A 25656-nucleotide genomic window follows, 5' to 3' on the forward strand; every position below is an offset into this window, starting at 1 on the left:
CGAACCGGGACCGCGTACAGGCTGAATCCACCGCGGAGTCACTCCCACCGCAGGACTCTTGCAGTTTTGCCTGTAAGCGGGCACACCAGCCGCCGCGTCAGTGCATGCGCCGTCGGCTCGGCACACGCGCCGCGGAGTCAGCGCACGCGCCGCCGGTAGATCGCGGCAGCCACCGCGAACGCCGCCACCAGGAGCCCGCCGCACCACGCGAGCGCCACGGCCAGGGCGCCACCCGGAGCGTTGCCCGTCAACAGCGCCCGGATCGCGTCGACGATCGCCGTCACCGGCTGGTTCTCGGCGAACCACCGCACGGGGCCGGGCATCGTCTCGGTGGGCACGAAGGCCGAGCTGATGAACGGCAGGAAGATCAGCGGGTAGCTGAAGGCGCTCGCACCGTCGACCGTCTTGGCCGACAGGCCCGCGATGACGGCGATCCACGTGAGGGCGAGCGTGAAGAGCATCAGGATGCCGATGACCGCCAGCCAGGCGAGCACCCCGGCCGGCGACCGGAACCCGAGCACCAGCGCGACGCCGACCACGACAGCGAGCGAGACGAGATTCGCGACGAGCGAGGTGAGCACGTGCGCCCACAGGATGCTCGACCGGGCGATCGGCATGGACTGGAACCTCTCCACGATGCCGCCCTGCAGGTCGAGGAACAGTCGGTACGACGTGTATGCCACGCCGGAGGCGATCGTGATGAGCAGGATGCCGGGGAGCAGGTAGTCGATGTAGGGGGTCTCGCCCGTGTCGATCGCACCCCCGAACACGTACACGAACAGGAGCATGAAGGCGATGGGCATGATCGCGGTCGTGATGATGGTGTCGGGGCTGCGCAGGATGTGGCGCAGCGACCGGCCGGTGAGCACGGCGGTGTCGCCGACAGCGTGCGTGGTCATGATTCCTCCTTCGCCGCGTCGCCGGCGGCGCTCCTCCCGACGACGGCGAGGAACACCTCCTCGAGCGTCGGCTGCTTCTCGACGTACTCGACGGTCGCTGCCGGCAGCAGCGTCTTCAGTTCGGCGAGCGTCCCGTCGGCGATGATGCGACCCTCGTGGAGGATCGCGATGCGGTCGGCGAGCTGTTCGGCCTCGTCGAGGTATTGGGTCGTGAGCACCACGGTGGTGCCCCCGGCGGCGAGTTCGCGGACGGCATCCCACACGTCGATCCGCGCCTGCGGGTCGAGGCCCGTGGTGGGTTCGTCGAGGAAGATGACCGCCGGGTCGCCGATGAGGCTCATCGCGATGTCGAGCCGGCGGCGCATGCCGCCCGAGTAGGTCCCTGCCCGGCGTCCGCCGGCGTCGGTGAGCGCGAACCGGCCAAGGAGGCGGTCGGCGACGGCATCCGGCTGAGTGACGTGTCGCAGCCGTGCGACGAGCAGGAGGTTCTCCCGCCCGGTGAGCACGTCGTCCACCGCGGTGAACTGGCCCGTCAGGCTGATCGCGCGGCGCACGTCGCCCGATAGGGCTGCGACGTCGAAGCCCTGGACGGATGCCGTGCCGGCATCCGCTCGGAGGAGTGTCGACAGGATGCGCACGAGCGTCGTCTTGCCCGCGCCGTTCGAGCCCAGGAGGGCGAAGACGCTGCCGGGGGCGATGTCGAGGTCGACGCCGCGGAGCACCTCGACGTCGCCGAACGATTTCCGGAGCCCCTCGATGCGGACAGCGGATGCCGTCGGCGTCGCGGTCATGATGCCGCCTCCCGTTGCGCCTTCTCGACGGTCTCGATCAGCCGGCTGCGCTCCTTGTCGATCCAGTGGCGACCCGCGTAGGCGTTTGCGAATTCCTCGCCGAACGCGACCGGGTCGTCGCCGACGATGTCGTGGACGGTCGAGCCGTCGACGGCGGCGCGCTCCCACAGGTCGACGAAGTCACCGATGAGGGTGACGAGCGTCTCGCCGTCGAGGAAGCCGCCGTAGTACATGAAGTAGCGGTGGTAGCCCTGGGCGACGCTCCGGTACGGCTCGGGGAGCGCGTCGATGCGGCGCATGCTCTGCCGGTACTGCTTCTTCTGCTCGAGAGACCCGGTGAGGGCCTCGATCCATTTCGCGGCCATGTCAGTGTCCTCCGTGCTGGAGCTGGTCGAGTCGTTCGGTGAGGAAGCTCCAGGTCCTCCAGAACTCGGTGAGGTAGGCGCGGCCGTCGTCGGTGAGCGAGTACACCTTGCGCGGCGGGCCCTTCTCGGACGGCACCTTCTCGACGTCGACGAGGCCGCGCTGCTCGACTCGCACGAGGAGCGCGTAGATGGTGCCCTCGGCGATGTCCGAGAACCCCCGGTCGCGCAGCGATGCGGTGATCTCGTAGCCGTAGGCGGGGCGGTCCGCGAGCAGCGCGAGCACGATTCCTTCCAGGACGCCCTTGAGCATCTCGGTCGCCTGCTTGCCCATGCCGCCTCCGTCGCGTGTCGATCGTGTGGTAGTCACTGTCACTGACTACCGCTAGATAGTAACGCCGAGTACCGGTAGATAGCAAGACTGAATACCGAGCGGATGCCGGTGCGGTCAGTCGAGCTGCAGGCGGTAGCCCATCCCCGCTTCGGTGAGCAGGTATCGCGGGTGCGCGGGGTCGGGTTCGAGCTTCCGGCGCAGCTGGGAGATGTACAGCCGCAGATAGCCGGTGTCGCTCACGTGCTCCGAGCCCCAGATGGTCGTGAGGATCGTGTGCCGTGTGACGAGTCGGCCGGGGTTTCGCAGGAGGATCTCCAGCAGTTGCCACTCCGTGGGGGTGAGCCGGATGCGTTCCGTGCGTCCGTCGACGACGCGCGTCACACTGCGCGCGACGAGGTCGACCGACACGTCGCCGAGCTCCACGACGGGGTCGGGCTCCTGCTGCGGGGCGCGCCGCGTCAACGCACGGATGCGGGCGAGCAGCTCGTCCACGGCGAACGGCTTGGTGACGTAGTCGTCCGCCCCGGCATCGAGGGCGTCGACCTTGTCGCCGGAACCGGTGCGGCCCGAGACCACGAGGATCGGGGCGTCGGACCAGCCGCGGATCGCGTGGATCACGTCGAGGCCGTCGAGGGCGGGCATGCCGAGGTCGAGCAGGTAGATGTCGGGTCGACGGTCGACGGCGGCGGCGATCGCCTGGGCGCCGTCGGCGGCCGTCACGACGTCGTACCCCTGCGCGGAGAGGGTAATGCGCAGCGCGCGCACGATCTGCGGATCGTCGTCGGCGATGAGGATCCTCACTCCGGCACTCCGTTCGACGGCTGTGCGAGCGGCAGCGCGATCACCATCGTGAGCCCTCCTCCGGGTGTGTCCTCCGGCGTGAGCGTACCGCCCATCCCCTCGACGAACCCCTTCGAGAGGGCCAGGCCGAGGCCGAGCCCCGCCGTGTTGTCCGTGTCGCCCAGCCGTTGGAACGGCAGGAAGATGTCGTCGCGACGATCGGCCGGCACCCCGGGACCGTGGTCGACGATGCGCATCTCGACCGCGTCGCCGAAGACACTCGTCGCGATACGCACTTTGCGACCGGCCGGCGAGTGGCGCACGGCGTTGGCGAGGACGTTGACCACCGCGCGCTGCAGCAGCACAGGATCGGCGCGGACGGTGACCGGAGCGAGGTCGAGGTCGACGACGCCGGGACCGAGCCCCAGCTCGTCGAGCGCCGGCAGCACGACGTCGGCGGGGTCGACGTCGGCGAGCGAGATCGCGAGGGCGCCCGCCTGCAGGCGGCTGACGTCGAGCAGATCCGTCACGAGGGTCCCGAGCGTCGCGAGGCTCTCACCGGCGGTCTCGATCAGCTCGTCGCGGTCGCTCTCGCTCGCGACACCGACGCGGAGCCCGCCGACGGCCGCCGTCGCTGCCGCGAGGGGGCGCCGCAGGTCGTGGCTGAGCGCGGACAGGAGGGCGCTGCGCACCCGATCGGATGCCGCGAGCGGCTCGAGCTCGCGCGCCGTCTCGGCGAGGTCGCGATGCTGGAGAGCCGCTTCGAGTTGGGAGACGATCACGGCGAGCAGCCGCCGCTCCGACGCGGGCAGATAGTGGCCGTGGAGCTCCAGGACGGCGCGATCACCGACGGGAACGGTCGCATGCCGGCCATCGGGCAGCGGCTCGCCGCTCGTGGCCACGACCTCGCCGTCGTTCGTGAGCCGCACGCCGGCCAGCCCGAACGCCTCGCGGGCGCGCTCGACGAGCGCTTCGACCGACCCGCTCCCCCGCACGACGCTCCCGGCGACGGTCTGCAGGAGTTCGGACTCGGCCGCCGCCCGCCGCGCGGCGCGGGTCTTGCGTGCGGCCCGGTCGACGACGAAGCTCACGAGCACCGCGATCGTGACGTAGAGCGCGAGCGCGAGGAGATGCAGCGGCTCGTGCACCCGGATCGTGTAGAGCGGCTCGACGAAGAAGAAGTCGAGGGTGATCCCGCTCAGCACCGCGGCCCACAGCGCCGGCCAGATGCCGCCGACGAGGGCCACGACAACCACGAGGAGCTGATAGCTCAGCACATCACTCGTGATCGACTCGGCGGAGCGGAAACTCACCAGAAGCCACGTGAGGAGCGGACCGCCGAGCATCGCGACCGCGAAGCCCGCGAGCCGCCGGCGCATGGTCAGCGCACCGCCCAGACGCGGCAGCGCGAAGCGCCCGCCCGCCGCCGAGTGGGTGACGATGTGCACGTCGATGTCACCCGACTCGCGGATCACGGTCGCCCCGATGCCGGGCCCGGTGAGCAGCGCCGCGAGGCGGCTGCGGCGGCTGACCCCGAGCACGAGCTGCGTCGCGTCGACCGAGCGCGCGAACTCCACGAGCGCGCGCGGCACGTCGTCGCCGACGACCTGGTGGAAGGTGCCGCCGAGCTTCTCGACGAGCGCGCGCTGCTCGGCGAGGGATGCCGGGTGCGGTGCGCGCAGCCCGTCCTGACTGGTCACGTGCACCGCCAGTAGCTGTCCGCCGCCGGAGCGCGCCGCGATCCGCGCACCGCGGCGCAGCAGCGTCTCCCCCTCGGGACCGCCGGTCAACGTGACGACCACGCGCTCGCGCGCCTCCCAGCGCCGGTCGATGCCGTGCTCGGCGCGGTAGCCCTGCAGGGCGTGGTCGACCTCGTCGGCCAGCCACAGCAGGGCGAGCTCTCGCAGCGCGGTGAGGTTTCCGAGGCGGAAGTAGTTGGAGAGGGCGGCGTCGATGCGCTCTGCCGGATAAACGAAGCCCCCGGAGAGGCGGTCGCGGAGGGCCTGCGGCGCGAGGTCGACGACCTCGACCTGGTCGGCCGCCCGCAGCACCTCGTCGGGCACGGTCTCCCGCTGCACGGCACCCGTGATCTCTTCCACGACGTCGTTGAGCGACTCGATGTGCTGGATGTTGACGGTGGAGATCACGTCGATGCCGGCCTCCAGCAGGGCGGCGACATCCTGCCAGCGCTTCTCGTGGGCGGAGCCGGGCGCGTTGGTGTGCGCGAGTTCGTCGACGAGCGCGAGTTCGGGCCGCCGCGCCAGCACCGCATCGAGGTCCATCTCGTGGAGCGTGACTCCGCGGTGTGCGACGGCCCGGCGAGGCACGACCTCGAATCCGTCCGTCATGCGCAGGGTCTCGGCGCGCCCGTGCGTCTCCACGACCGCGATGACGACGTCGGTGCCCTCGGCGCGGCGGCGAGCGCCCTCTTCGAGCATCGCGTACGTCTTGCCGACGCCGGGCGCGGCCCCCAGCAGCACGCGCAGCCGCCCACGTGCGGTCATTCTCAGCCTCCCAGGCGATCCAGCGCCGCGTTCAACTCCACGACGTTGACGACCGCTTCGCCCAGGAACCCGAGGTCGGGCCCCTGCGTGTGGTCCGCGACGAGCTCGCGTACCCGTTCGGGGTCGAGCCCGCGCGCGGCGGCGACGCGATCGATCTGGATTCGAGCGTAGGCGGGTGAGATGTGCGGGTCGAGCCCGGAGGCGGATGCCGTCACCGCATCGGCGGGAACGTCGCCCGGTGCGACCCCCTCGAGGGCCGCGACGGCCGCACGCCGCTCCTCGATCGCCGCCACGAGGTCGGGGTTCTCGGGGCCGAGATTGCTGCCGCTGGAGCTCGTGGGGTCGTAGCCGTCGCCGGCGGCCGAGGGGCGGGACTGGAAGTACTCCGGCCGAGGCAGGCCGTCGGCATCCGTGAAGCTCTGTCCGAGGAGGGTCGACCCGACGACCGTACCGTCGGCGTCACGCAGCAGCGACCCGTTCGCTTGCGCCGGCAATGCCGTCTGCGCGAACACGGTCACGAGGGCGGTGTAGCCCACCCCGAGCACGAGGGTAAGGATCACGAGGGCCCGGACAGCGACCCCGAAGGTGCGCACGGTGGCGCGAGCGGTGGTGTTCATGGGGATGTCTCCAGACGAGGGTCAGAATCCGGGAATGAGGCGCACGAGCTGGTCGATCGCCCAGATCCCCGCGAACGGGGCGACGACGCCGCCCAGCCCGTACACGAGCAGGTTGCGGCCGAGGATCGCCGAGGCATCCGCGGCCCGATAGCGCACGCCCCGCAGGGCGAGCGGGATGAGGATCACGATGATCAGCGCGTTGAACACGATGGCCGAGAGCACGGCGGATGCCGGGGAGTGCAGCCCCATGATGTTCAGCGCGGACAGCCCGGGGAACACGGTCAGGAACATCGCGGGGATGATCGCGAAGTACTTCGCGATGTCGTTCGCGATCGAGAACGTGGTCAGGGCGCCGCGGGTGATGAGCAGCTGCTTGCCGATCCGCACGATGTCGATGAGCTTCGTCGGGTCGGAGTCGAGGTCGACCATGTTGCCCGCTTCCTTGGCGGCCGAGGTGCCCGAGTTCATCGCCACGCCGACGTCGGCCTGCGCGAGCGCGGGGGCGTCGTTGGTGCCGTCGCCGGTCATCGCCACGAGGCTGCCCCCGGCCTGTTCGGCCCGGATGTAGGCGAGCTTGTCCTCGGGGGTCGCCTCGGCGAGGAAGTCGTCCACCCCCGCCTCGCGCGCGATGGCGGCGGCGGTGAGCGGGTTGTCCCCCGTGATCATGACGGTGCGGATGCCCATGGCGCGCAACTCGGCGAAGCGCTCCGTGAGCCCGTCCTTGACGACGTCCTTCAGGTGGACGATGCCCCGGAGCCCTCCGCCGCGCGGGCCGAGCTCGGCGACCACGAGCGGAGTGCCGCCCGAGCCGGCGATGCGTTCGACTTCGCGCTCCAACTCCGCGCGCTGCTCCGGTGCGGGGGGCGCACCGGCATCCTCCAGCCAGGCGAGCACGGCGGAGCCGGCCCCCTTGCGGATGCGGGTGCCGTCGGGGAGGTCGAGTCCGCTCATGCGCGTCTGCGCCGTGAACGGCACGACCTGCCCGTCCACCGCCGACGGGGTCACGCCCTGCGCGGCGGCGAGCGCCACGATCGAGCTGCCCTCGGGCGTGGGATCGGCGAGCGAGGAGAGCGCGGCGGCGGCCGTCAGCTCGTGCTCGGGCACGCCCGCGAGCGGGACGAACTCGGTCGCCCGTCGGTTGCCGTAGGTGATGGTGCCGGTCTTGTCCAGCAGCAGCGTCGTGACGTCGCCGGCCGCCTCGACGGCGCGACCGGACAGGGCGAGCACGTTGCGCTGGACGAGCCGGTCCATTCCGGCGATGCCGATCGCCGACAGGAGCGCGCCGATCGTCGTGGGGATGAGGCAGACCAGCAGCGCGACGAGCACCGGCACGCTCACGGGCGACGCGGCCGCAGAGGCGAGCGGGTTGAGCACGAGCGCCACGACGACGAAGACGATCGACAGGCTCGCCAGCAGGATGCCGAGCGCGATCTCGTTCGGCGTCTTCTGCCGAGCCGCCCCCTCCACCAGAGCGATCATCCGGTCGACGAAGGTCTCGCCCGGCTTGGACGTGATGCGCACGACGATCCGGTCGGAGAGGACGCGCGTGCCGCCCGTGACCGCACTGCGGTCGCCGCCGGACTCGCGGATGACGGGGGCGGACTCCCCCGTGATCGCCGACTCGTCGATCGACGCGATGCCCCAGACGATGTCGCCGTCGCCGGGGACGAGGTCTCCCGCGGTCACGACGACGATGTCGCCGACGCGCAGGTCGGCCGACGAGACGGCGGTGGGCACGGCATCCGTCGCGTCGGGGTCGCCCTCGGGGTCGTAGGTCACCCGCTGGGCGACCGTGCTCGTCCGCGTCGCGCGGAGGCTGTCGGCCTGCGCCTTGCCGCGCCCCTCCGCCACCGCCTCCGCCACGTTCGCGAACAGGACCGTCAGCCACAGCCACGCAGCGATGACTCCGGTGAACGACACGGGTACCGCCGCGCCGCCCGACGGCCGCGGACCTCCGAGGAACGGCTCGGCCACCGCGATCGCGGTCGTGAGGACCGCGCCGATCCAGACGAGGAACATCACGGGATTGCGCCACTGGGCGCGCGGGTGGAGCTTGCGCAGCGCCACGGGAAGGGCTGCCGCCAGGGCGGCGCCCCCGATTCCCCGACGGGCGGGAACGGGCCTCGGAGAGGCGTCGGTGAGAGTGGACACGGTCAGACCAGCCCTTCCGCCAGGGGACCCAGCGCGAGTACGGGGAAATAGGTGAGCGCGGTGACGATGAGGATCGTCCCGATGAGCAGGCCCACGAACAGCGGGCGGTGCGTGGGGAGGGTTCCGGCTGTAGCGGGAACGGCATCCTGTGCCGCGAGAGAGCCCGCGAGCGCGAGCACGAGCACGATCGGCACGAACCGACCGAGGAGCATCGCGACGCCGAGCGCCGTGTTCAGCCACGGCGTGTTGGCCGTGAGCCCGGCGAAGGCCGAGCCGTTGTTGTTGGCCGCGGAGGTGAAGGCGTACAGCACCTCGGAGAAGCCGTGGACGCCGGGGTTCCAGATCGACGTGTTCTGCACGTCTTCGCGCACGCCCGGGATCGCGAAACTCGCCGCCGTGCCCACCAGCACCAGGACGGGTGTCACGAGGATGTAGAGGCTCGCCAGCTTCATCTCGCGCGGGCCGATCTTCTTCCCGAGGTACTCGGGGGTCCGACCCACGAGGAGCCCGGCGATGAACACGGCGATCACCGCGATCACGAGGATGCCGTAGAGCCCCGAGCCCACGCCTCCCGGCGCGAGCTCGCCCACCATCATGTTGAGCATCGGCATCATGCCGCCGAGGGCGGTGTAGGAGTCGTGCATCGAGTTGACGGCGCCGGTGGACGTGAGGGTGCTCGTCGAGCCGAACAGGGTGGACCCGACGATGCCGAATCGCGCTTCCTTGCCCTCCATCGCGGCCCCGGCCGCCTCCGGAGCGCTGCCGTTACCGGCGAGCTCGAGGGCGGTGAGCGCCAGCGTGGAGGCGACGAAGAGCGTCACCATCGCGACGAGGATGGCCCGCCCCTGCCGGTGGTCGCCGAGCAGAGCTCCGAACGTGCGGGGCAGTGCGAACGGGATGAGCAGCATGAGCACGATCTCGAACAGGCTGGTCCAGCCCGTCGGGTTCTCGAACGGGTGCGCCGAGTTGGCGTTGAAGAACCCGCCGCCGTTGGTGCCCAGCAGCTTGATCGCCTCCTGCGAGGCGACCGGACCGCCCGGTAGCAGCTGTGTTCCGCCGGAGACGGTGGCCGTCTCCACGAATCCCGACAGGTTCTGCACCACGCCGCCCGCGAGCAGGACGACGGCGGCCACGAGGGAGAAGGGCAGGAGGATGCGGAACGTGCCTCGCACCAGATCGACCCAGAAGTTGCCGAGCGTCACGTCGCGTCTGGCCGCGAATCCGCGCACGAGCGCGACCGCCACGGCCATGCCGACGGCAGCCGAAACGAAGTTCTGCACGGCCAGGGCCGTCGCCTGCACCGTGTAGCCGAGGGTCTGCTCCGGCGAGTACGACTGCCAGTTGGTGTTGGTGACGAACGACACCGCCGTGTTGAACGCGAGGTGTTCGCTGGGCGCGTCGAGTCCGAGCGCGAACGGGAGCCACGGCTGAAGGCGCTGCAGGGCGTAGACCAGCAGCACCCCGACGGCCGAGAAGATGAGCACCGAGCGCACGTACGACGACCAGGTCTGCCCCGATCGCGGGTCGACCCCGATCGCGCGGTACAGGCCGCGTTCGACGGCGGCATCCTTCGGCGACGTGTACACCCACGCCATGTAGTCCCCGAGGGGACGGTGGGCGAGCGCGAGGACGAGCCCCACCGTCAACAGGCCGGCACCGGCGTACAGCCACTCCATCAGAACCACTCCGGCTTCAGGAGGGCGACGACAAGGTAGCCGACGGCGGCGACACCGAGGAGGGCCGCGAGCACGTCGAAGACGATCATCGACGCTCCTCCTTCGCGCGAGCGGGGAGCGCTGCCGCGCCGGAGGCGGGCGGCCCCAGCCGCTCGAGGGCGGTCGCGAGCAGACCGACGACGAGGAAGAGGAAGAGGATGCCGGCGACGAAGAGGAGGTCGAGCACGGGAAGTCCGATCGATGAGCGGGCGACCCGCGGAAGGCGGGCCGTGCGCCAAGGGGGCGCGACTCCCGATCACACACCCGTCCTGCGCCGCGCAGGGACGTCCTCACGGGATCCATACGGGCAACGCGTCGACCCTTACGCGGCGCTCACGCCGGGGCGCCGCCTCAGCCCGCGAAGGCGCCCGTGAGCGCCCCGGCGACCCCTCCCGCGAGCACGACCGCCCACGCCGGTACCCGCGCCGGCCCGAGCAGCACGAAGGCGGCCACGACGAACGCCAGGTCGACCGGCCCGCGGACCGCTTCGACGAAGACCGGGTCGTACAGCGCGGCACCCAGGATGCCGACGACCGCCGCACTCGCCCCGCGCATCGCCGCCGCGACGCCTGTCCGCCGGCGCAGGCGGTTCCAGAAGGGCAGCACGCCGACGAGGAGGAGGAACCCCGGGAGGAACAGCGCCAGCGTCGCGACGATCGCCCCGACGGCGCCGCCGGGACCCGTGGTCGCGATCGCGCCGAGGTACGTCGCGAAGGTGAACAGCGGGCCGGGCACGGCCTGCGCGGCGGCGTAGCCGGTGAGGAACTGGTCGGGCGAGACCCACCCCGTCTGCACGACGGCGGCGTCGAGCAGCGGCAGCACGACATGACCGCCGCCGAACACGAGCGCGCCGGAACGGAAGAAGGCATCCACGAGAGCGATCGTGCCCTCGCCGGTCGTCGCGGCGAGCAGCGGGAGACCGACGAGCAGCACCCCGAACACGACCAGGCTCCCCGCGCCCACCGCGACCGGTATCCGGAATCCGAATGGGGCAGCGGTGACGGCATCCGCTGCCGTGCGACACCACAGGAGCCCTGCGAGCGCGCCGAGCCCGATCGCCGCGAGCGGACTCCACGAGCCGCCCACGAGCAGCACGACGGCCGCCGCCCCCGCCGCGATCAGCGCGCGGACGGCGTCCGGGGTGAGCGTGCGCGACATGCCCCACACGGCGTGGGCGACGACGGCCACCGCGACGATGAGGAGTCCCCGGATCGCGCCCTCGGCGACGTCGCCCGTGAGCAGCGACGCGCCGGCGGCGGCCGCGAACATGAGCACGCTGGATGGGAGCGTGAAGGCGACGAACGCGAGCAGCGCACCGGCCGTCCCGGCGCGCAGCAGACCGACCGCGAAGCCGAGCTGACTGGATGCGGGGCCGGGCAGGAACTGGCAGAGGGCGACGAGCTCACCGAACTCGTCCTCCGTCAGCCACTTGCGGCGTTCGACGAACTCGGCGCGGAAGTAGCCGATGTGCGCGATCGGACCGCCGAACGACGTCAGCCCGAGACGCAGGAAGACGAGGAACACGGCGAGGGCGCGGGGCATGCCTTCCTCTCTTCCAGACCGGGGTGAACAGGGAGTGAAGCGGTGTCAGTCGGTGCGGGCAGCCTCGGCCCGCGAGACGTCGACGCGTGCACTCTCCGCGGCGAGACCGTGTCCGCCGGCCCGCAGCCGTCGCAGGAGGAGCGTGGCAGCGGCCGAAGCGGCGCCCACGAGCGCCAGCACACCGAAGGTCGTCGCGAGGGAGGCGACGACCGCGTCGTAGATCGATCCTGCCGCCACCCCGGCATCCCCCGCGGCATCCGTGAAGACACCGCGTCCGACGGCGAGCGACACGAGCGCCAGCGCAGCGACGACCGCCACCGCACCCGCGGTCCACGCCAGCGCGCGCCCCCGGCGACGGCTCAGCAGCACACCGGCGGCGAGCAGCACGGCGACCGCCCACGGCATCCACGCCCCCACCGTGACGGCCGCGGCGTACACCGCGCGCGCCGTCAGCAGCGTCTCCGCAGACCCGAGCGTCACCGTCAGCGGCACGGCAGGCAGAAGCGCCGCCGCCACCACACCCTCGTCGATCAGGCGTTGCCGTGCCGCGGCGACGACCGCATCGACGTGCAGCTGCAGCCCACCGTCGTCACTCACCCCGAGCGCATCGCCCGGGTCGCGCGTCAGCACGACGAGGGCGGCCGTGTGCGTCGCGCGCAGGGCGACCGTCCACGTGTCGGCGAACCGGTCCGACGTGACGAGGTTGGTCACCGTCCGTTCGATCAGGGTCTCGACGCTCTGGGCGGCCGCGCCCCGCAGGAGCGGAAGGGCAGCGCGTGCCCGGGGAGGGAGATCGAGGTCGTCGAGACCGGCGAAGAGGTCGCCCAGGAGCGTCTCGGCGTCGAGCCTGGCCGCGATGGCGGTCGTCGACCGGTCCACGAGGAGTTCCTGAACGGCGGGGTCGGCCGCCAGCGGCGACAGCACGGCCACGAACCGGTCGGTGTCCACCAGCGCGACGCGCGCCCACGCCGCGATAGTCGCGACCGGCGTCAGGACGACACCCACGACGATCAGGACGACCGCCAGTGCGCGCCGGAACACGTCAGGCGCCGGTGTGCGTGAGGAGGATCATCATCTGCTGCCAGAAGTAGCTGAACCACACGAGCGCGATGACGATGCTCGCGACGATGGAGCCGATCCACACCCACAGGGCCGCGAGTCCCGATCCGGTCTCGCGACGCAGCACGACGGTCCGTCCGATCACGTAGACGCCGATCGAGACGATGAGGGCGAAGAACGACCAGGCCCAGTGGAACGGACGGGCCACGCCGCGCTTCTTGAGCTCCCGCCAGTCGAGCCACGAGAAGACGATCGACGCGCCGATCCCCGCGTACACGAACACCTGGATGAGGATGCTTGCGAGCATCCAGTCGGACATCACCGCGGCGACGGCGGCCGAATCCGAGCCGCCCATCGTCTCGAGCCGGACCAGGTCGCCGAACGAGCTCGGGTTCAGAAGGAAGAGGGTGAACACCGGGAGCAGGGTGGAGACCACGATCGCGAGGTAGATCCAGATCGTGTGGGTGTTCGCCCCGGGAGCCGACGGTCCGTACGCCACCGGCGGGGCCGCAGCGGGCCATGCGGGAGCGGACTGACCGTAGCCCGGCGCAGGCTGACCGTAGGCGGGTGCGCCCTGAGCCTGACCGTACGCGGCCTGGCCGTAGGCGCCGGGAGCGCCGTACGCCGGCGCGGAGACCGGATGAGCGAGGGGCGCCTCAGGTGTCGCGGGCGCGGCAGGCGCGGCAGGCGCGTACTCGCCGTATCGCGGCAGCGGCGGGGCGGCGGGCGCGATGGGCGCGGACGGGGCGTTCGGCTCGGACGGCGCGATCGGCTCGGACGACGCAGCCGCCGGAGCGGCCTCGGCGTCGGCTGCGGCCTCGTCGGCAGGGGCAGCCTCGACGGGCGTTGCAGCCTCGACGGGCGTCGCGACTTCGGCCGGTGTCTCCGCAGTGGCGGCCTCCGCGACCGGAGTCTCTGCGGCCGGAGCGGTCGGGGCAGCCGGGGCGGCCGGGGCAGCCGGGGCCGTCGGCAGGGGCGCGGTGTGCTCGGTCCACTGCGCGCCGTCCCACCACCGCGTGCGCGAAGGGTCGGTCGGGTCGGCGTACCAGCCTGCGGGGGTCGTCATCGTGTGCTCTCCTGGAGGTCGGCGCCCGCGTGGGCGAGTTCGGCAAGGGCGGATTCGGAGGATGCGGGGGCGACGCCCGCAACCAGGTCGGTGAGCACGCGCACGTGGCGGCCGTGCTCGAGGGCGTCGAGCGCGGAGGCCCGGACGCAATAGTCGGTAGCGATGCCGGTCACGTCGACCTCGACGACGCCGAACGTCGAGAGGAGGTCGCCGACGGTCTCCCCCGCGTCGGTGACACCCTCGAACAGCGAGTAGGCCGGGCGACCTTGGCCCTTCTTCACGTGATGCGTCACCGCGGTCGTGTCCAGGCCTGGGTCGTACTCGGCGCCGGGCGTGCCCGCGACGCAGTGCACCGGCCACGTGTCGACGAAGTCGGGGTCGCCGTCGGCGAAGTGGCCCCCGTTGTCGTTGTCTGCGTCGTGCCAGTCGCGCGAAGCGATGATCAGCGCATACTCTCCGGCGTGCGCCGCAAGGTGCTGCGTGATGCCTGAGGCGACGGCATCCCCGCCCGTCACGCCGAGAGCGCCGCCCTCGGTGAAGTCGTTCTGCACGTCGACGATGAACAGCGCCCGGGTCATACATCGAGCGTAGCCGGGCCCGCCGCGTTCACAACTCCGGAAAGCCGGATCACTGGCGCCGGAGGGTCACTCACGCGCCGCTTCCCTAGGCTGTCGATCATGCTCGCCGCTTCCGTCGCCTTCCTGGGCGCCCTCGTATACGGATCGGCCGACTTCCTCGGGGGCCTGGCGGCGCGGCGATTGCGGCCGCTTCTCGTCACGGCGGTCGCCGCTTTCTCAGGCCTGCTCGTGCTGGCGGTCGCCTTCCCGGTGCTGGGCGGCGTGTGGCGGGCGGAAGATGTCGCGTGGGGAGCCGCCTCGGGCATCGCCGGAGCTGTGGCGGTCGGCCTCCTCTACGCCTGTCTCGCGATCGGGCCCATGAGCGTGCTCTCGCCGCTCACCGCCGTGGTGTCGGCCGTCGCCCCCATGCTGTGGGGACTGCTCGTCGAGGGCGAACGCCTCGCGCCGATCGGCTACGTCGGTCTCGTCGTGGCTGTCGTCGCGATCGTCCTCGTCGCGTTCCTCCCCGGGGAGCGCATCACGCGACCGTCGTTGAAGGCCGTCGTGATGGCCGTCGGCTCGGGTGTCGCCATCGGCGCCTTCCTCGTCCTCCTCGATCGGACGAGCGCCGACAGCGGCGTCGTTCCGTTGCTGGTCAACCGTGCCGTGGCGGGCACGATCGCGAGCGTGGTCGTGCTCGGCGCCGTCGCCGTCGCGGTGCGGCGCGGACGCGCGGCCGCCTCGGTGCTGACGAGCGCCGAGAACTCGTCTCCGGCTCGGCGGGCGTGGCTGCTGGCGGTGGTGTGCGGCTGCGTCGACGCGACCGCCAACCTGCTCCTCGTGATCGCGCTCCGCTCCGGCGGCGATCTCGCGGTGATCTCCGCACTCACCGCGCTCTACCCCGCGGGAACGGTGCTGCTGGCCGCGATCGTGTTGCGCGAGCACATCGCGCGGGTACAGTCCGTCGGGCTCGCGCTGGCCCTCACCGCCGGCGTGCTGCTCGCAGTGTCGTAGAGCTCAGCCGCGGACGAACAGCAGCACCCACGAGGTCACGAGGGCGATGACGCCGAGCGCCAGCAGCCCCGCCGCAGCGACGGCGACGCCCGTGAGCGCGGGTGCACGCCGCGTGAGGCGCATGCGGTCGCGCCACCCGTAGCGATACCAGATCGGCACGCGATCGACGCCCGCGAGTTCGGCGGCGTCATGGGCGGTCACCCGGGCGCTGTTCGCGTCGCCGTCGGCGTCGTACCAGCGCAGGAATGTCCCGGCATCCTCGTGGTCGACGAGCGCTTCGGCGGGGAGCCACGTTCCGTCGGCCGCCCAAAGGACGAGAGCGAGGATGCCGAGCGCCACCGCACCGCCGAAACCGAGCCACGCGAAGACCTCGATCACCGCATCGAGCGCGTTCACCCGGCCTCCTGAGCCCTCGGATCGCCGCCGCGCGCGACCCGTACGACGAAGGCCCGCCGAGCGACGGGCCTTGCTTGTCGAGCCACCTAAGGGAATCGAACCCTTGACCTATTCATTACGAGTGAATCGCTCTGCCGTCTGAGCTAAGGTGGCGCGTGCTCTGCTCACGCATGCACGATCAACGATCTTACAGGGTCGGTGAGGGTGCCGCGAACCGTGCTCCGCGGTCCTGCCTCGAACGCCCCGCCGCGTCGACGAGCGTCACTCGCACCGCAGCCCGTCTTCGGGCACCGTGCCGTCGATCAGGTAGGCGACGACGGCGTCATCGACGCACGCGTTGCCCTTGTTGAACCCCGTGTGCCCCTCCCCTACGCGCGTGACGAGCACGCCGGACGACAGCTGATCGGCCAACGACTCCGACCACTCGTACGGCGTGGCGGGGTCGTTCGTGGTGCCGACGACGACGATCGGCGCGGCGCCCTCGGCGGTGATCGGCTCGCGCACGCCGGTGGGTTCTGCCGGCCACACCTCGCACACGTCGACGCCCTGCCAATACGGTGCGATCGTGGGCGCCTTCTGCGCGATGAGGGCTTCGGCGGCGGCCTGATCGGCATCGTCGGTGTCGAGCGGATAGTCCATGCAGTTGTACGCGCGGAACGCTTCGGTCGAGTTGTCTGCGTACGCGCCGTCGGGCGAGCGGCCGTAGTAGAAGTCGGCGAGTTGGAACGCCGTGTCCGGGTTCCCGCCGAGCGCGTCGTCGAGCGCCATCGTCAGGTAGCTCCAGCTCTCCTGCGAGTACAGCGCGGCGATGATGCCGGTCAGCAGGGAGTCGGCACCGAGCTCCCGGCCGTCGGACGCCTGCAGTGGCGAGCGGTCGACACTCGCGAGCAACGTGCCGAGGTCGGCCATCCCCTCGTCGACCGAACCGTCGAACGGGCACTCGCTGCTGTCGAGACAGTCGGCCATGTACGCACGCAGCGCCGACTCGAAGCCGACCGCTTGGATCGTGCCGACGTCGAGGCCCGGGATCGCGGGATCGATGGCCCCGTCGAGCACGAGGCGCCCGACCTGTGCGGGGAACAGCTTGGCGTACGTCGCGCCGAGGAAGGTGCCGTACGAGTAGCCGAGGTAGTTGAGCTTCGCGTCGCCGAGCACCGCCCGCAGGAGGTCGAGGTCGCGGGCCGCGTTGTCGGTCGTGATGAACGGGAGGATGCCGTCGCTGCCGTCGATGCACGCCTGCACGAACTCGTCGTTGCGTTCGGTGAGCTCGGCCTCCCAACCGGCGCTGCCGCGCGGGTCGGCGGGGATGTCGAACAGGTACGCGTCCATCTTCGCCGCGTCGAGGCAGGTCACGGCGGTCGACCGCCCGACACCGCGCGGGTCGAACCCGATCACGTCGTACGCGTCGGCCAGCTCGTCGCCCACGGCGAACAGCGCGCTGTCGGCGATCATGTCGTAACCGCTGGCCCCCGGACCGCCGGGGTTGGTGAGGAGCGATCCCTGCGCGTCGCGGCCGGACGCCGCGCGGCGGATGACCGCCAACTCGATCTCGCCGGCATCCGGGTCGCTCCAGTCCAGGGGCGCCGTCACGGTCGTGCAGTCATAGCTGCCCGGGTCGGTGCCCTCGCACTCCTCCCACGACAACGCCTGCCCGTAGAAGTCCTCGAAGCCGGCGGGGACGCTGTCGAGGTTCGGAGACGAACTGGGCGCCGCGGACGGCGAGGCCTCGGTCTTCGGGTCCCACAGGATGCCGCAGGCACTGAGGGTGAGGGCGGCCACCGCCAGCCCGGCGGTGACGGTCAGGAGACGACGAGTGCGGTTCACGGGGTCCTTCCGCTGGCGACGGTGATGAGAAGGCTCTCCAGCGCGAGCGCGGGCGCGGCGTTGCCTTCCAGGTTGGTGCGGGTGACGGAGATCTGGTCGAGCACCGTGAGCGTGCGGGGCGCGTCCCACGCGGCGGCCAGGGCGGTCAGCTCGTCGGCGAGCTCGCGGTTGATGAGGTCGTCGCCCCGCGAGAACTGCAGCATGAGCGTGTCGCGGTACATCGACTCGAGATCGGTGAGCACACGGTCGATGCCGTCGCGCAGGCTGCGCGTCGCGCGCCGCTTCTGATCGTCTTCGAGCGCGCTCAACTGTCCGCGGACAGCGGGCGGCACGGCGCTGCCGGCCGGGATGCCGAGGGTGCGCAACAGCGCTTCCCGCTCGCTCTCGTCGCGTTCCGCCGTCAGCGCCTTGGCATCTTCCGTGGCGGCCTGCACGACACGCGCCGCGACGTCGACCGCATCGCCCACACCGCGCACGCGCAGCACCGCGCGCAGCGTCTCGTCGCGGCGGGCGCGGGCGGCTTCGTCGGTGGCGAGGCGCTGGGCCATACCGATGTGACGCTGGGCAAGGCGTGCAGACTGCTCGGCGACGGCCGGGTCGGCACCGGTGCGCTGTGTGATGAGGCGGGCGACATCGTCGACGTCGGGCTCGCGCAGCCGGAGCGTGCGCACGCGCGACCGGATCGTGGGGAGCAGGTCGGCGTCGCTCGGCGCGCACAGCACCCACACAGTGCGCTCCGGCGGCTCCTCGAGGGCTTTCAGCAGCACGTTGCTCGTGCGTTCGACCATGCGGTCGGCGTCTTCCATGACGATCACGCGGTAGCGGCCGAGCGACGGCGCGAAGTACGACCTCTCCACGAGCGCCCGCGCATCCTTGATCGAGATGATGACGCCCTCGGTGCGCAGCGCCGCGAGGTCGGGGTGGGTGCCGGCCAGCACCTGACGCATGGCCGTCTCGTCGCCGGGCTCGGCGATGAGGGCGGCGGCGAACGCGTAGGCGAGGGTCGAACGGCCCGACCCGGGCGGTCCGGTGATCAACCACGCGTGAGCGAGTTGCGCCGGGTCGGACGCGGCCGCCTGCAGCTGCGCGACGGCATCCGCCTGGCCCCACACCTCGCCCCAGGGAACCTCTCGCGCCGCGGCGGGTGCCCCGTGCGACGCGGGGCGTGCCGAGGGTGCCGTCGTCATGGCGACCAGCCTACGGGGTGCCGACGACGCCGCGTCGGGCGGTCAGGAGAGGAGCGCGGCGACGCGCGTGCGCACGCCCTCCGCCAACTCTTCGACGGGCCGCGTCGCATCGAGCACGAGGAAGCGGTCGGGTTCCGCGTGGGCGAGCGCGAGGTAGGCCTCGCGCACCCGGGTGTGGAAGTCGGCCTTCTCCGCCTCGAGCCGGTCGAACGGCTTGTCGTCGGCGTCGAGGCGGTGCCGTGCCGCGGCGGGATCGAGATCGAGGAGCACGGTGAGATGGGGAAGCGAGCCGCCCGTCGCCCACAGCGACAGGTCGCGGATCTCGCCCGGGTCGAGCACGCGACCGGCACCCTGGTAGGCGACGGAGGAGTCGAGGTAGCGGTCCTGGATCACGACCTCGCCACGCGCGAGCGCCGGCTGCACGAGCGTGGCGACGTGGTGCGCACGGTCGGCGGCGTAGAGGAGCGCTTCGGCTCGGGGGGCGATGTCGCCGCGATGGTGGAGGACAATGTCGCGGATGAGGTTGCCGACCTCGGTTCCACCGGGCTCCCTCGTGCGTACGACGGTGCGCCCCTCGCCGCGCAGCCACTCCTCCAGTCGGGTCGCCTGCGTCGTCTTGCCGGACCCGTCGCCGCCTTCGAACGTGATCCACAGCCCGCCCGGTTTCGCCGGGATGGGCTGCGGCGCGGGTGAGCTCACTTCTTGGCCGGCGTCTTGCGGGTCGTAGGCCGACGCGTCGTGCGCTTGGGGGCGGGACCCTTCGCGCGCTTCTCGGCGAGCATCTGCACGGCGATCTCGTAGGTGATGTCGTCGGGCGTCTGTCCGCGCGGGATCGTGACGTTCGTCGTTCCGTCGGTGACGTAGGCACCGAAGCGGCCGTCCTTGATGCGGATCGGCTTCTCGCTCACCGGGTCGGCCTCGAACTCCTTCAGCGAGGTGGCGGCGCGGTTGGCGTACTTCGGCAGCGCGTAGATCTCCAGGGCCTGATCGAGCGTGATGTCGAAGATGAGCTCTTCGCTGCCGATGCTGCGCGAATCGGTGCCCTTCTTGATGTACGGGCCGTAGGGGCCGTTCTGGGCGGTGATCTCGACCCCCGTCTCGGGGTCGACACCGACGACGCGCGGGAGCCCGAAGAGCTTCAGCGCGGTGTCGAGGTCGATCGTCTCGGGAGACATGCTCTTGAACAGCGAGGCGCGGCGCGGCTTGGGTGCGGCATCCTTCTTCGCTCCGCGCTTCTTCGGCGCCTCCTCGACCGGTGCTTCGCTCTCCGGCAGAAGCTCCTCCAGGTAGGGACCGAAGCGGCCGTCCTTCACGACGATGTCGCGACCGTTGTCGGGGTTCTGGCCGAGTACCCGGTCGCCGCCGACGGGTGCGTCGATGAGCTCCTGCGCCTTCGCGGGAGTGAGCTCGTCGGGTGCGAGGTCGTCGGGTACGTTGATCCGGCGCGGGTTCTCGTCATCGCCGGGCACCTCCAGGTACGGGCCGTAGCGGCCGAACCGGAGCACGGCGACGTCGCCGATCGGCGTCGAGTTGATCTCGCGCGCATCGATGTCACCGAGGTTGTCGACGACGTTGCGGAGCCCGACGTGGTCGTCCGCGCCGAAGTAGAACTTCCGGAGCCACTCGGCACGGTCCTGCTCACCGCGGGCGATCGCGTCGAGGTCGTCTTCCAGAGCCGCCGTGAAGTCGTAGTCGACGAGGTCGGAGAAGTGCTGCTCGAGAAGGCGGACGATGCTGAACGCGAGCCAGCTGGGCACGAGCGCCTGTCCGCGCTTGCTGACGTAGCCGCGGTTGAGGATGACGTCGATGATGCTCGCGAACGTCGAGGGCCGACCGATGCCCTTCTCTTCGAGCGCTTTGACGAGCGATGCCTCCGTGTAGCGGGGCTTCGGGCTCGTCGCGTGCCCCTTCGCCTCGATGTCGCGGAGGCTGACCGCGTCGCCGACGGTGAGCGCCGGGAGCGACTGGTCGTCGGACTTGTCGGCGTCCCCGCGCTTCTCGTCGCGGCCTTCCTCGTAGGCGTCGAGGAACCCCTTGAAGGTGTAGACGGTGCCGGATGCCGTGAACGCGGCGACCTTGCCGCCGGCGGCGACATCGATCGTGACGGTCGTGGTCTCGTACTTCGCATCGGCCATCTGGCTGGCGACGGTGCGCTTCCAAATCAGGTCGTAGAGGCGCATCTCGTCGCGGTCCAAGGAGGACGCGACGGAGGCGGGCGTGCGGAAGTCCTCGCCGGACGGGCGGATCGCCTCGTGCGCCTCCTGCGCGTTCTTGCTGTTGTTGCGGTAGCTGCGCGGGTTCGCGGGAACCGCCGTGTCGCCGTAGAGCGCGACGGCCTGTGCGCGCGCGGCCGACACGGCCTGCGTCGACAGTGCCGTCGAGTCGGTGCGCATATAGGTGATGAAGCCCTTTTCGTAGAGCCGCTGCGCGACGCCCATGGCGTGCTTGGCACTCATCGAGAGCTTGCGGCCGGCCTCCTGCTGGAGCGTGGAAGTCGTGAACGGCGGCTTGGGGCTCCGGGTTCCGGGCTTGGCTTCGACGGAGGTGACGGTGCCCGTTCCGACGGCTTCGATGGCGGCGGCGAGGTCGCGCACCTGGCCTTCGGTGAGCACGACGACGGCCTTCTTCAGCTCGCCGCGGTCGTCGAAGTCGGTGCCCCGGGCGAGGGGCGCCCCGTCGAGGCGGGAGAGTCGCGTCGCGAAGGCGTCGGAGGACTCCTTCGCCGCGTGCGCCTCGACGTCCCAGTACGACGCGGACACGAACGCCATGCGCTCGCGCTCCCGGTCGACCACGAGTCGCGTGGCGGCGGACTGGACGCGGCCCGCGGACGTTCCCTGCCCGACCTTCCGGCGCGTGACGTCGGAGACGTCCCAGCCGTACAGCCGATCGAGGATGCGGCGGGTCTCCTGCGCGTCGACGAGAGCGAGGTCGAGTTCGCGGGTGTTGTCGACGGCGGCGCGGATGGCATCCTTCGTGATCTCGTGGAAGACCATGCGCTTGACGGGGACCTTCGGCTTCAGCGCCTCGAGCAGGTGCCACGCGATGGCCTCGCCTTCGCGATCCTCATCGGTGGCGAGGAGCAGTTCGTCGGCGGTTTTCAGTGCGCGCTTGAGCTCGGCGACGGTCTTCTTGCCGCGATCACTCTCCACATATAGAGGGGTGAAGTCGTTCTCGATGTCGATCGAGTACTTGCCCACGGAGGTCTTCTTGAGCTCGGCGGGGATGTCCTTCTTCTCTGCGAGGTCGCGGATGTGACCGACGGAGCTGAGCACTTCGTAGCCGTCGCCCAGGTATCCCTGGATCGACTTCATCTTGGTCGGCGACTCGACGATCACGAGCTTCTTGCCGCTCGCGCCTTTCGTGCCGGTCGCGCTCTTCGTGCCCGCGCCTTTCGTGCCCTTGGTGCCTTCAGCCACTGGCGTCCTTTCTTCGATGCACACCATACACACCGCACAGGGGTGCAATCTCCGAGAGCGCCCGGGGATCGAGGTCGCAGCACCCGTGTTCTCTCACGGCGCAGGTGCGGCGACCCGCGAGGCGACGGCACGGGCCGAGCTCACCCCGGCGGCCCCGCCCGTGCCCTCGCCGTCGGCTGGAACGGACCGAGCGGCACGGCCACCATGACCGTCGCGACCACCCCGTCGACGTCGCACCCGAGCAGGACGCCGCCCACACGCTGAGCCGTCTCGGCCGCCCGTGCGCACGGCTCCCCCGCGATGGCTCCGGATGCCGCATCGGCGGCGGCGAGCGCCGCAGCGTCGGCCGCGCCCGCCGCCCGAGCCATGCGGACCGATACCGCGCCGGCGGTCGCGCAGCCCACCGCGAGCGTCGCCACGACGGCGGTGGCGCCGACGGCGAGGGCGAGGCCGCTCACGAGTGCGACCCCGCCATCACAGCCCTCCCGAAAGGGCACACGATCTCGCCGTCAGGGCGGGAAGCGGCAGCGGCACGCCGCTGGGCGCGGAGACGTCGACGCAATCGAAGTCTCCGTCGGAGCCGATCGCGACGCGAGCGCCGGAGACGAGGACGGCGACCGCCTCGCGCACGCGGCCGTCGCCCTCGCCACGGGCCGCGAGTCGCGCACCCTGGGCAGCCGCCTGCTCGAGCCGCACCTGCCGGGACGTGCCCGCAAGGGTGGCCGCGGCGAGCGCGACGATCAGCACGACGGCGGGGACGACGACCGCGAACTCCGCCGCCACCGATCCGAGGTCGTCACCGATCGACCGACGGTGGGTCATCCGACGCCCGTTCACCCGACGCCCGCTCACTCGACGGTGAGGGCGCGACGCACGAGGTCGGTCAGGATGCCGCGTACCTCGTCGCTGCGCATGATCACGACGAGGAGGCCCGCGAAGGCGACCGCCGCCATCGTGGCGATCGCATACTCCGCGGTGGCGGCGCCGGTCTCGTCGGCGAACAGCCGCGTAGACCGGCGACGCGTGAGGTCGGGAAATCCGGCCGGATGCGGGCGAGATTTCCGGAGGAGAGAGCGGTGATGAGTCATGAGGACTCCTTTCTGGTTTCGAGTGGCTGGGCGGTCTGAGGCTGAGCCGATCGGTCAGAAGACGACGGGGGCGGACGACAGCACGGACAGGAGCATGGGCGCGACCCCCAGAAGCAGGAAGGCGGGCAGGGTGCACACCCCGAGCGGCAGGAGGAGTCGGCCGCTCAGTTTCGCGGCGCGCAGCCGCCCCTCGGTCCGGGTGGCACGGCGGCGGTCGGCCGCCTCCGCTTGCAGCAGCTCCACGGCCGGCGCTCCGCATCGGCGTGACAGTGCGAGGACGGATGCCGTGGCATCCCGCGCATCGGCGCACCCCGCATCCTCGACGACGGCGAGTGCGCGATCGATCGACACACCGCCGCTGAGCGCGATCGTCACGAGCTCGTGCGACCATCCCGCGATGCCGTCTGGCGGCTGCGCTCGCCGCACGAGCGTGGCCGTCCAACGCCGCGCGACGACCATGAGAGCGATGCCACCCCCGGCGCTGGCGAGCCCCAGCGGACTGGACAGCGCGCCAGCGACGTCGAAGCCGAAGGCGGCGACCAGAACGATCGCGAGGAGCGGAAGCCACGCGATGAGCCGCGCGGTGACCGCGGGCTCCGCGAGCGCAACGGCGACGTCGTGGCGGGCCTGCTCCGCGTCGCGCAGAGTCTCGGCCACCGTCCGGAGGCTCGGCGCGAGGGGCGCGCCCACCGTTGTGGCCACGCGCCACGCGATCCCCACCTCCGCCCACACCCCGCCGCGACGCCGGCAGGCCTCGGCGATCCCGGCACCATCGATCACCTTCTCCGCGATCGCCGTGTCATCGATCGGGCCCGCCATACCCCCGACCGGTGCGGTGCTCGCCGTGATCTCCCCCCAGGCCCGCGCCGGAGTGAGACCCGCCTGCAGAAGCACCGCCAGCCGGTGGACGTCGGTCGCGACCGTCTCGGCATCCGGGATGGATCGACGATCTGCCCTCGTCACGGCGCCTCCGCGATCGACAGGCGGTCGTCGACGACGACCGGACGTGCGATCCCCGTGACGCGGCGGATGCCGTCTCGTCCGCGCTCGATGTGGATGATCGCATCGATCGCGCTGACGACCTGCCGGGCGACCGCGCGGTCGCTCATGCCCGCGAGCGCGCCGAGTGCTTCGAGCCGAGCCGGAACGTCGGCGAGCCCGCTGGCGTGGACGGTGCCGGCGCCGCCGTCGTGGCCGGTGTTCAGCGCCGTGAGGAGCTCACGCACCTCCTCGCCGCGGCATTCTCCGACCACCAGGCGGTCGGGGCGCATTCGCAGCGCTTCGCGGACGAGACGTGCGAGCCCGACGCCGCCGGCACCCTCGAGATTGGGCTGACGCGCCTCGAGGCGCACGTGGTGCGGATGGTCGATACGCAGCTCGGCGACATCTTCGATCGTCACGATCCGCTCCGTGGCGGGAACGAGACCGAGCAGGCTCGCCAACAGGGTGGTCTTGCCCGCTCCGGTGGATCCCGTGACGAGCAGATTCGCACGGCGCGCGACGAGCTCCCTCAACCGCCGTTCGACTGCTGCGTCCATCGCACCTCGCCGCATCAGTTCGTCGAGCGACGGAGGCACGGCGGAAGGCAGCCGGATGGAGACGGTCGCCCCCGCACAGGCGACGGGAGGGAGCACGGCATGGACCCGTGCGCCGTTGTCCCAGCGCACGTCGACCAGGGGCGAGAGATCGTCGAGATGGCGGCCTCCGAGAGCGATGACCGCGACCGCGAGCTCGCGCACCGACTCTTCATCGGCGTCCCAGGCGGCGATGCGCTCCGCCCCGCGACCTCGGTCGACGAACAGTCCGTCGACACCGTTGACGAACACGTCGGTGACGTCGGGATCGGCGAGGTGCGGCAACAGAGCGCCGAGCGCGGGATGTTCCGGCACGAGTCGCGCGGACGCGCTCGATCCGACCCGTCGCACCGAAGGGACACCCGCAACGGGGTCCGCCGCGACGCGGGCGAGACCCCCCTCTGATGCGACGCGAGGGTGGACGAGGAACGGCGCGGTCATCCCTCGACGGTAGGGCGGGGAGAGCCTCGCGCACGGACCCGTGGAGCCCCCCGTGGAGGACGCGTCTGCGCCAGGACTTGGGGAGGAGACCCCGAGCGCGAAAGCTCTCCGGACATGGAGAGGGGCGGCATCCTTTGGGGGGAAGGATGCCGCCCGGGACGGCGTCCGCTACGGGGGATTGCGGGCACGCCGTCACGCCAGAATCTGAGTTCGGCCGGCTCCGAGCATACGCGGAGGCCGTAAGCCGGCCAAACACCCGGAGCGCGTGGCGGCCGATATATCACCATCCGCGTGCCACCCACTATCGGCGGTAGTCGACGGTGCGCACCGCGGATAGAT

General features: G+C 71.3%; 26 protein-coding genes and 1 tRNA gene. 1 reads left to right on the top strand and 26 read right to left on the bottom strand.

Annotation, left to right across the window (positions count from 1 at the left end; all coding sequences use genetic code 11):
- Positions 1-137: 137 nt before the first annotated feature.
- The 15 genes from P0Y48_07620 to P0Y48_07690 form a co-directional block, all read right to left on the bottom strand.
- Positions 138-899: an ABC transporter permease gene (locus tag P0Y48_07620; protein ID WEK12353.1), complete on the bottom strand. Its 762-nt coding sequence runs from the start codon at positions 897-899 to the stop codon at positions 138-140.
- The gene (locus P0Y48_07625; GenBank protein WEK12354.1) at positions 896-1690 is read right to left on the bottom strand and encodes an ABC transporter ATP-binding protein; all 795 of its coding nucleotides are present in this window, start codon (positions 1688-1690) and stop codon (positions 896-898) included. The genes P0Y48_07620 and P0Y48_07625 overlap by 4 nt, the downstream gene beginning before the upstream one ends.
- The gene (locus tag P0Y48_07630; protein WEK12355.1) at positions 1687-2055 is read right to left on the bottom strand and encodes a DUF1048 domain-containing protein; all 369 of its coding nucleotides are present in this window, start codon (positions 2053-2055) and stop codon (positions 1687-1689) included. Before P0Y48_07630 ends, P0Y48_07625 begins: the two co-directional genes overlap by 4 nt.
- A gap of 1 nt (position 2056) precedes the next feature.
- Positions 2057-2386: a PadR family transcriptional regulator gene (locus P0Y48_07635; GenBank protein WEK15034.1), complete on the bottom strand. Its 330-nt coding sequence runs from the start codon at positions 2384-2386 to the stop codon at positions 2057-2059.
- Between the two features lie 114 nt (positions 2387-2500).
- Positions 2501-3187 carry a response regulator gene (locus tag P0Y48_07640; GenBank protein ID WEK12356.1) on the bottom strand — a complete coding sequence of 229 codons (687 nt, stop codon included), beginning with the start codon at positions 3185-3187 and terminating at the stop codon, positions 2501-2503.
- Entirely contained in the window at positions 3184-5670 is a 2487-nt protein-coding gene (locus tag P0Y48_07645) for a DUF4118 domain-containing protein (GenBank protein WEK12357.1), read from the bottom strand. Before P0Y48_07645 ends, P0Y48_07640 begins: the two co-directional genes overlap by 4 nt.
- A gap of 2 nt (positions 5671-5672) precedes the next feature.
- A complete protein-coding gene (gene kdpC, locus P0Y48_07650; protein ID WEK12358.1) occupies positions 5673-6287 on the bottom strand; it encodes a potassium-transporting ATPase subunit KdpC in 615 nt (204 codons plus the stop codon).
- Between the two features lie 21 nt (positions 6288-6308).
- Positions 6309-8387, bottom strand: a complete 2079-nt coding sequence (gene kdpB / locus P0Y48_07655; GenBank protein WEK15035.1) for a potassium-transporting ATPase subunit KdpB — start codon at positions 8385-8387, stop codon at positions 6309-6311.
- A gap of 53 nt (positions 8388-8440) precedes the next feature.
- Complete coding sequence (gene kdpA / locus P0Y48_07660; GenBank protein WEK12359.1) at positions 8441-10114, bottom strand: potassium-transporting ATPase subunit KdpA; 1674 nt, start codon at positions 10112-10114, stop codon at positions 8441-8443.
- On the bottom strand, positions 10114-10203 hold the full coding sequence (locus P0Y48_07665; protein WEK12360.1) for a potassium-transporting ATPase subunit F: 90 nt from the start codon (positions 10201-10203) through the stop codon (positions 10114-10116). The genes kdpA and P0Y48_07665 overlap by 1 nt, the downstream gene beginning before the upstream one ends.
- Positions 10200-10340, bottom strand: coding sequence for a hypothetical protein (locus P0Y48_07670; GenBank protein WEK12361.1), 141 nt, complete (start codon positions 10338-10340; stop codon positions 10200-10202). The genes P0Y48_07665 and P0Y48_07670 overlap by 4 nt, the downstream gene beginning before the upstream one ends.
- Positions 10341-10504: 164 nt before the next feature.
- A complete protein-coding gene (gene chrA / locus P0Y48_07675) occupies positions 10505-11695 on the bottom strand; it encodes a chromate efflux transporter (protein ID WEK12362.1) in 1191 nt (396 codons plus the stop codon).
- A 45-nt stretch (positions 11696-11740) separates the two neighbouring features.
- Positions 11741-12736 (bottom strand): hypothetical protein, encoded by a 996-nt coding sequence (locus tag P0Y48_07680; GenBank protein WEK12363.1) that lies wholly within the window; start codon positions 12734-12736, stop codon positions 11741-11743.
- Between the two features lies 1 nt (position 12737).
- The gene (locus P0Y48_07685) at positions 12738-13820 is read right to left on the bottom strand and encodes a DUF2510 domain-containing protein (protein WEK12364.1); all 1083 of its coding nucleotides are present in this window, start codon (positions 13818-13820) and stop codon (positions 12738-12740) included.
- Positions 13817-14398, bottom strand: a complete 582-nt coding sequence (locus tag P0Y48_07690; GenBank protein ID WEK12365.1) for an isochorismatase family protein — start codon at positions 14396-14398, stop codon at positions 13817-13819. Before P0Y48_07690 ends, P0Y48_07685 begins: the two co-directional genes overlap by 4 nt.
- A 99-nt stretch (positions 14399-14497) precedes the next feature.
- On the opposite strand from P0Y48_07690, the gene P0Y48_07695 reads away from it, so the two are divergent.
- A complete protein-coding gene (locus P0Y48_07695) occupies positions 14498-15391 on the top strand; it encodes an EamA family transporter (GenBank protein WEK12366.1) in 894 nt (297 codons plus the stop codon).
- A 3-nt stretch (positions 15392-15394) separates the two neighbouring features.
- Here the strand turns inward: P0Y48_07695 and P0Y48_07700 are convergent, their stop codons facing one another.
- The 11 genes from P0Y48_07700 to P0Y48_07750 all read right to left on the bottom strand — a co-directional run bounded on the left by P0Y48_07700 (position 15395) and on the right by P0Y48_07750 (position 25191).
- Entirely contained in the window at positions 15395-15787 is a 393-nt protein-coding gene (locus P0Y48_07700) for a hypothetical protein (protein WEK12367.1), read from the bottom strand.
- A gap of 80 nt (positions 15788-15867) precedes the next feature.
- Positions 15868-15940, bottom strand: a tRNA-Thr gene (locus P0Y48_07705).
- Between the two features lie 108 nt (positions 15941-16048).
- Positions 16049-17611 carry an alpha/beta hydrolase gene (locus P0Y48_07710; GenBank protein ID WEK12368.1) on the bottom strand — a complete coding sequence of 521 codons (1563 nt, stop codon included), beginning with the start codon at positions 17609-17611 and terminating at the stop codon, positions 16049-16051.
- Positions 17608-18798, bottom strand: a complete 1191-nt coding sequence (locus P0Y48_07715; GenBank protein WEK12369.1) for a DNA polymerase III subunit delta' — start codon at positions 18796-18798, stop codon at positions 17608-17610. Before P0Y48_07715 ends, P0Y48_07710 begins: the two co-directional genes overlap by 4 nt.
- A gap of 42 nt (positions 18799-18840) precedes the next feature.
- Positions 18841-19497 carry a dTMP kinase gene (gene tmk, locus P0Y48_07720; GenBank protein WEK12370.1) on the bottom strand — a complete coding sequence of 219 codons (657 nt, stop codon included), beginning with the start codon at positions 19495-19497 and terminating at the stop codon, positions 18841-18843.
- Positions 19494-22109, bottom strand: coding sequence for a type I DNA topoisomerase (gene topA / locus P0Y48_07725; protein ID WEK15036.1), 2616 nt, complete (start codon positions 22107-22109; stop codon positions 19494-19496). The genes tmk and topA overlap by 4 nt, the downstream gene beginning before the upstream one ends.
- Positions 22110-22354: 245 nt before the next feature.
- Positions 22355-22672 carry a helicase gene (locus P0Y48_07730; GenBank protein WEK12371.1) on the bottom strand — a complete coding sequence of 106 codons (318 nt, stop codon included), beginning with the start codon at positions 22670-22672 and terminating at the stop codon, positions 22355-22357.
- Between the two features lie 16 nt (positions 22673-22688).
- A complete protein-coding gene (locus P0Y48_07735) occupies positions 22689-23036 on the bottom strand; it encodes a TadE family type IV pilus minor pilin (protein ID WEK12372.1) in 348 nt (115 codons plus the stop codon).
- Between the two features lie 26 nt (positions 23037-23062).
- Positions 23063-23302, bottom strand: coding sequence for a DUF4244 domain-containing protein (locus P0Y48_07740; GenBank protein WEK12373.1), 240 nt, complete (start codon positions 23300-23302; stop codon positions 23063-23065).
- A 54-nt stretch (positions 23303-23356) separates the two neighbouring features.
- Positions 23357-24265, bottom strand: coding sequence for a type II secretion system F family protein (locus tag P0Y48_07745; GenBank protein WEK12374.1), 909 nt, complete (start codon positions 24263-24265; stop codon positions 23357-23359).
- Positions 24262-25191: a TadA family conjugal transfer-associated ATPase gene (locus tag P0Y48_07750; protein WEK12375.1), complete on the bottom strand. Its 930-nt coding sequence runs from the start codon at positions 25189-25191 to the stop codon at positions 24262-24264. Before P0Y48_07750 ends, P0Y48_07745 begins: the two co-directional genes overlap by 4 nt.
- Between the last annotated feature and the right edge of the window lie 465 nt (positions 25192-25656).

This window comes from Candidatus Microbacterium phytovorans (genome assembly GCA_029202445.1).
Classification (GTDB): Bacteria; Actinomycetota; Actinomycetes; order Actinomycetales; family Microbacteriaceae; genus Microbacterium; species Microbacterium phytovorans.